The organism is Methylobacterium sp. WL116 (genome assembly GCF_008039455.1).
Taxonomy (GTDB): Bacteria; Pseudomonadota; Alphaproteobacteria; order Rhizobiales; family Beijerinckiaceae; genus Methylobacterium.
On sequence record NZ_VRUV01000242.1, the window covers coordinates 1 to 6,798 of the forward strand.

General features: G+C 71.0%; 4 protein-coding genes and 1 pseudogene. All 5 read left to right on the plus strand.

Annotation, left to right across the window (positions count from 1 at the left end; genetic code table 11):
* Positions 1-112, plus strand: a pseudogene (locus FV223_RS31850) (xanthine dehydrogenase family protein subunit M); the annotation flags it as partial.
* 4 nt (positions 113-116) lie between these two features.
* Positions 117-2,336: an aldehyde oxidoreductase molybdenum-binding subunit PaoC gene (paoC, locus tag FV223_RS16740; RefSeq protein ID WP_147728094.1), complete on the plus strand. Its 2,220-nt coding sequence runs from the start codon at positions 117-119 to the stop codon at positions 2,334-2,336.
* A 125-nt stretch (positions 2,337-2,461) separates the two neighbouring features.
* Positions 2,462-3,574 (plus strand): FAD-binding domain-containing protein, encoded by a 1,113-nt coding sequence (locus tag FV223_RS16745; protein ID WP_147728095.1) that lies wholly within the window; start codon positions 2,462-2,464, stop codon positions 3,572-3,574.
* 124 nt (positions 3,575-3,698) lie between these two features.
* A complete protein-coding gene (locus FV223_RS16750; protein WP_147728096.1) occupies positions 3,699-4,847 on the plus strand; it encodes a metallophosphoesterase in 1,149 nt (382 codons plus the stop codon).
* A gap of 316 nt (positions 4,848-5,163) precedes the next feature.
* Positions 5,164-6,798: hypothetical protein (locus FV223_RS16755; RefSeq protein ID WP_147728097.1), on the plus strand; the 1,635-nt coding region annotated here is incomplete at its 3' end.

Here is a 6,798-nt window from a genome sequence, read left to right on the forward strand (position 1 = left end):
GGCGGTGACCGAGCAGGTCTTCGCCGGCGCCGCGCCGACCCATGCGAACGCCTACAAGCTGACGCTCGCTGAGCGGACCCTGTCCGCGGCGCTCAACCAAGCGAGGGCCTAAAGCCATGAAGTTCGACCAGCCCGCCGGCCAAAACCCGATCGACCAGCTCAAGGTCGTCGGAAAGCCGACCGACCGCATCGACGGCAAGTACAAGACCACCGGCACCGTGCCCTACGCCTACGAGCGCCACGACGTCGTGCCGAACCAGGCCTACGGCTACGTGCTCGGGTCCAGCATCGCCAAGGGCCGCATCCGCGCCATCGACACGGCGGCCGCCAAGGCGGCGCCCGGGGTCGTGGGCGTCGTGACGACCCTGGAGCATCCCCGGCTGGAGCGGGGCATGATGAACGCCGCCTACCTGTTCGGCGGCGACGAGATCCAGCACTACCACCAGGCCGTCGCAGTCGTCGTCGCCGAGACGTTCGAGCAGGCCCGCGCCGCGGCGTTTCTCGTGACGGTCGACTACGCGCCCGAGGCCGGCAAGTTCGATCTCGCGGCCGAGGCGAAGGACGCGCCGCCCGTGCCCGGCGACAGCAGCGAGGGCAGCGGCGGCGACGGCGAGGAACGCGTCGGCGATTTCGAGGGAGCGTTCGCGCAGGCGCCGGTGACGCTCGACGAGCGCTACACCACCGCCGACGAGAGCCACGCGATGATGGAGCCGCACGCGACCATCGCCGCCTGGGACGGCGACAAGGTCACGCTCTGGACCTCGAACCAGATGATCGGCTGGGGCCATGGCAGCCTCGCCAAGATCCTCGGCGTGCCGAAGGAGAACGTCCGCCTCGATTCGCCCTTCGTCGGCGGCGGCTTCGGCGGCAAGCTGTTCGTGCGGGCCGACGCGGTGCTCGCAGCCCTCGCCGCCAAGGCGTTCCAGCGCCCGGTGAAGGTGGGGCTGACCCGCCCGCTCATCGCCAACAACACCACGCATCGCCCGGCCACGATCCAGCGCGTGCGCATCGGCGCGACCAAGGACGGCACGATCACCGCCATCGCCCACGAGAGCACGTCGGGCAACCTGCCCGACGGCGATCCCGAGACGGCGGTGAGCCAGACCAAGCTGCTCTACGCCGGTGCCAATCGGCTCACCGCGATGAAGCTCGCTCATCTCGACCTGCCAGAGGGCAACGCCATGCGGGCGCCGGGCGAGGCGCCCGGCCTGATGGTCCTGGAGGTCGCCATGGACGAGATGGCGGAGAAGCTCGGGATCGACCCTGTGGAATTCCGCATCCGCAACGACACCCAGGTCGACCCGCAGGACCCGAAGCGCCCGTTCTCCCACCGCGACCTCGTCGGCTGCCTCAAGCTGGGGGCCGAAACCTTCGGCTGGTCCAAGCGCAATGCACGGCCGGGCCAGGTGCGGGACGGGCAGTGGCTCGTCGGCGTCGGCATGGCCGCGGCGTTCCGCAACAACATGGTCCTGAAGTCGGGCGCGCGGGTCAGGCTGGACGGAGCCGGCACCGTCACGGTCGAGACCGACATGACCGACATCGGCACCGGCAGCTACACCATCATCGCGCAGACCGCCGCCGAGATGATGGGCGTGACCCTCGACAAGGTGGCGGTCAGGCTCGGCGATTCCACCTTCCCGGTCTCGTCGGGATCGGGCGGCCAGTTCGGCGGAAACTCGTCGACGGCCGGCGTCTACGCGGCGTGCGTCAAGCTTCGCGAGGCGGTGGCGCAGCGTCTCGGCATCAACTCCGACGACGCGGTCTTCGCCGACGGGCAGGTGCGGGCCGGCAACCGTGCGGTTCCGCTCGGCGAGGCCGCGAGCCGGGGCGAGCTGACGGCCGAGGACACCATCGAGTTCGGCGACCTCTCCAAGAAGCAGCAGCAATCGACCTTCGGCGCCCATTTCGTCGAGGTCGGGGTCGATGCCGACACGGCGGAGATCCGGGTCCGGCGCATGCTCGCGGTGTGCGCGGCGGGGCGCATCCTCAACCCGAAATCGGCCCGCAGCCAGGTCATCGGCGGCATGACGATGGGCACCGGCTCGGCGCTGATGGAGGAACTGGCGGTCGACACCAAGCGCGGCTTCTTCGCCAACCACGACCTCGCCGGCTACGAGGTGCCGGTGCACGCCGACATCCCGCATCAGGAGGTGATCTTCCTCGACGAGGTCGATCCGATGTCCTCGCCGATGAAGGCCAAGGGCGTCGGCGAGCTCGGGATCTGCGGCGTGGGCGCCGCGGTGGCGAATGCCGTCTACAACGCCACCGGCATCCGCGTGCGGGACTATCCGCTCACCCTGGACAAGTTCCTCGACCGCATGCCCGAGGCGGCCTGACGCGCGATCGCGCCATGCTCGACACTGGATACGCCCCGGCGGCCTCCGCCGGGGTTCGGGAAATCGGTCGCATCCAAGCCGGCACGCCGCCGCGCTAGCTCGACGCCATGGATCGCAGCTTTCCCATGACCCGTGCCGCCGGGCTCGACCGCCTGTCGGCCTTCCTCGCGGACGCCGCCGTCGACTATGCCGGTGCCCGCAACACCGACCGCGGACCGGACGCGCGGCCGACCACGTCGGCGCTCTCGCCCTACCTTCGGCGCCGCCTGATCACGGAAGCCGAGGTGGTGGCCGCCGCCGAGGCCGCGTTCGGCGACGGCGGCGCCGAGAAGTTCGTCTCCGAGGTCTTCTGGCGGACCTACTTCAAGGGCCATCTCGAGACCCACCCGACCGCCTGGACCGACGCCCTCGCGCTGGCCACGGCGGATCGGGCGCGGCTCGCCGCGGAGCCCGGCCTGCGCCGGACCTACGAGGCCGCGATCGCGGGCCGGACCGGCATCGACGGTTTCGACGACTGGGCGCGGGACCTCGTCGAGACCGGCTGGCTGCACAATCACGCCCGGATGTGGTTCGCCTCGATCTGGATCTTCACCCTGCGCCTGCCCTGGGCGCTGGGTGCGGATTTCTTCATGCGCCATCTCGTCGACGGCGATCCGGCGAGCAACACGCTGTCCTGGCGCTGGGTGGCGGGGCTGCACACCCGGGGCAAGCACTACGTCGCGCGCGCCGAGAACATCCGGCGCTACACCGAGAACCGCTTCGATCCCGAAGGGCTCGACGAGTACCCGGACGCTCTCGACGAGGCGATGCCACCGCGCGAGGTCCCTCTGCCGGCTGCCGTCATGCCACCAACCGGCGACGTCGCGCTGCTGCTGCATCTCGACGACCTGCACCCGGAGAGCCTTCCGCTCGGGGAGGCGCGCATCGTGCGGATCGGTGGCATGCTCGCTCATGCCGAGGGGGCGTCCGAGCGCGTCCGGTCGGCGGATCACGCCGCGATGCAGGACGCGCTGGACCGGGCGGCCGCTCATTTCGGCTGCGAGGCGGGACCGGCCGACGCCGGCTGGTCGGCCGGGCTACCCGTCGTCACGGCCTGGGCGCCCGTCGGCCCGTCGGCGGCGATGCTGCCCGAGGCGGTCGTGCGCGTGCGGCGCCCCTGGGACGAGGCGGCGTGGCCGCTCTCCAACCGCGGATATTCCCGGCTGCGCTCCGCGATCCCGCGCCTGACCGCAGCGTGACGGTCCGGCGCGCTCATGCAGGGCCGGCCTGACTGGTGCCGCGACGACCCGACATGCGCCGAAGCCGGCATTTCCCCGCATCGGCTCTGGCCCGGACCCCGGCTTTCAGCGTAGCCGGAACGCCATGTTCCATCTGATCTTCAGCCTGCCCTGCCTGTACGTCGTGACCCGGGTGCTCTGGCCGCTGCCGGGCCCGCCTGCCGCGAAGGCCGGAATCGCCGTGCTGCTGCTCGTCGCCTCCCAGTATCACCTGTGGTGCCGCCTCTCCTCCGGCTCGGTGTTCGCGCCCGAGTTTCCGCGGTGGGTGGTGGTTCTGTTCAACTGGGCCTTCGGCGCCATCCTGCTGCTGGCGGTGATGCAGCTCGCGCTCGACGTGATCGCGCTGGTCTCGCTGCCCCTGGGCGGCTGGGCGATTCCGGCCGGATGGCGCTACGCGGCCGCGACGGCGGCGATGCTCCTGTCGGCGCTCGGCGTCCAGCAGGCCGTGCGCGTGCCGGCGCTCAAGGACGTCGACATCGCGATCGAGAACCTGCCGGACGCCTTCGAGGGCTACACGATCCTGCAGCTGACCGACCTGCACATCAGCCGGCTCTTCCCGGCATCCTGGACCCGGGAGGTCGTCGCGCGGTCCAACCGGCTCGGCGTGGACCTCATCGTCGTCACCGGCGACCTGATCGACGGCGCCCCGGCTTCGCGGCGCGCCGACGTCGAGCCCCTGGGCCGGCTCGGTGCACCGGATGGCGTCTGGTTCGTGCCCGGCAACCACGAATACTTCTTCGACTACCCCGCTTGGATGCGGCGGTACTCGGAACTCGGCCTCACGGCGCTCGCGAACCGGCATACGGTGCTGAGGCGGGGCGACGCCGCCCTGGTGCTCGCCGGCGTGACCGATCGGTCTGCGCCGCATGCGGGACACCCCGGTCCGGACCTCGACGCCGCGCTCGCAGGGGCACCGCGGGACGCACCCGTCCTCCTGCTCGATCATCAGCCGAAGGGGGCGCGGGCGGCGGCCGCGCACGGTGTCGCGCTGCAGCTGTCGGGACATACCCATGGCGGGACGATGCGCGGGTTCGACCGCCTGTTCGCCCGCGCCAACGACGGTTTCGTCTCGGGCCGCTACCGGGTCGGCGGCATGACGCTCTACGTCAACAACGGCACGGCGTTGTGGCCGGGCTTCGCCCTCAGGCTCGGCCGACCTTCCGAGCTGACGCGCATCACGCTGCGCCGCGCCGACGCGTCCATCGATCCCGCTCGGCCCCTGGCGCCGGGATAGGCGAACGTCGGATCACCCCTCATCGACGATCATCCTCGGGATGCACCCAGCAGCCGGCTTGGATCGTCGCCCGATCACGCGGCCGATCTATCGGCCGGCCGTCGAGTCCTCGCGAAGCGCTCGTCTGGATAGAGTGGAGATTACTCACGACCCACCGACCGCCCCGAAACTCGGCGATGTCGAACCCGGGTCGAACCACAGTCGTCGTTCCTGGACGCTCGGACGGGCTCAGCCCTTCACTCAGCATTTACTACGGAACCGGGATTATGCAACCGATGGTTGCAGATTGGGTTGCATCGAAAACCTGGAGGTTTTCATGTCCGCATCCCCCCTTTCCGTGCTCGGCTCGTCCACCCGCTCGCTCGAATGGCTCGCCGGCCCCGGCGCGTTGCTGTCCTCGACCGCCCTGTCGACGGGCCAGCTCGGAAGCCTCGGCCCGATCGCCTCGTTGATCGAGGGTGCGGTCGACGGCGGCTCGACGGAGACCGGAGCCTCGCTGCTTCCCGACGCGATCGAGGCCACCGCCAATCAGGTCGTCCTCCAGACGCACGCCCAGATCGAGGAGGTCGGCCACGAGGTCGCTCCGGCGAACGGACCGCTCCACGGCCTGACCAACCTCGGCGAGACCCTCGGGCTCGGCCATCTCGGGGAGACCGGAAACCTTCTGACCGATCTCGGCGGCGTCGCCGCGAACCCGACCGGCACCGAGGCGGTCGGTCCGCTGCTGACCGATGCCGGCGGCGTCGCCGCCGCCGCCGGAACGCTGGCGGAGACGGTCGGCGCGGTGCCGGCATCCGGCAACGGCCTCGTCGGCAGCGGGAGCATCCTCGGCCCCGCGACCAACATCCTGAACCAGGCCGTCCTCGACGTGCACGCCACGCTCGAGACCGTCGGCCACCAGATCCCGGTTCTCAATGGGCCGATCCACGCCGTCACCGGCCTCGGCGAAACCCTCGGGCTCGGCCATCTCGACACCGCGGGCAACCTGCTGACCGACGTCACCACCCTGCCCGGTTCCCTCCTCGGCGGCGGCGGCCTCCAATCCGCGACGCCGGTCCTCGGCGATCTCGGCCACGTTCTCGGGTCGGCCGATACGCTGGTCGGCTCGCTGACCGGTGCGGCGAGCGCCGGCGGCCTGCTGTCCGGGGACGGGCTGCTCGCTCCGGTGACGAACCTCGCCAACGGCGTGGTCCTCAACATTCACGCGACGCTGGAGAACATCGGCCACGAGATCCCGCTCCTGAACGATGCGCTGCACGGCCTGACCAACCTCGGCGAGACGATCGGCCTCGGCCATCTCGGCGAGAGCGGAAACCTCGTGACCGACGTCGTGGCCCTGCCCGGCAATCTCCTCGGCGGCGAGGGTCTGGCGGCGCTGTCGCCGATCCTCGGCGATGTCGGCGCGGTGACGAACGCGGCCGGAGGTCTTCTCGGCGGCGTCACCGGTCTCGTGGGCGGATTGGGCGGACTTGGCGGCGGCGGCACGGTCGCCACGGGCACGCTTCTCGGCGCCGGCGCTCCGCTGCAGCCGGTGGGCGACCTCGCCAACGGGGTGATCGACGGCATCCATGCCGGCCTCGAGCAGATCGGCCACGACGTGCCGATCCTCAACGACACGCTGCATTCGGTGATCGGGCTCGGAAATACCGTCGGGCTGGGCGAGCTCGGCGACACCAGCAACCTCCTGACGGACACGGTCAACCTGCCGGGCGCGATCCTGAGCGGAAACGCACCGGCGGCGATCGGGCAGATCGTCGGCGATGTCGGGCACGTGGTCGACGCCGCGGGCGGTGTCGTCGGCTCCGCCACCGGGATCCTCGGCGGCCTCGATGGTCTCGGTGCCGGAGGGATCGCGACCGGCACGCCCGTCGACGGGCTCCTGACTCCCGTCACGTCGGTCGTCGGCGGGCTGACCGGCGGCGCCGGCATCGGCGCCACGGGTGCGCTCCTC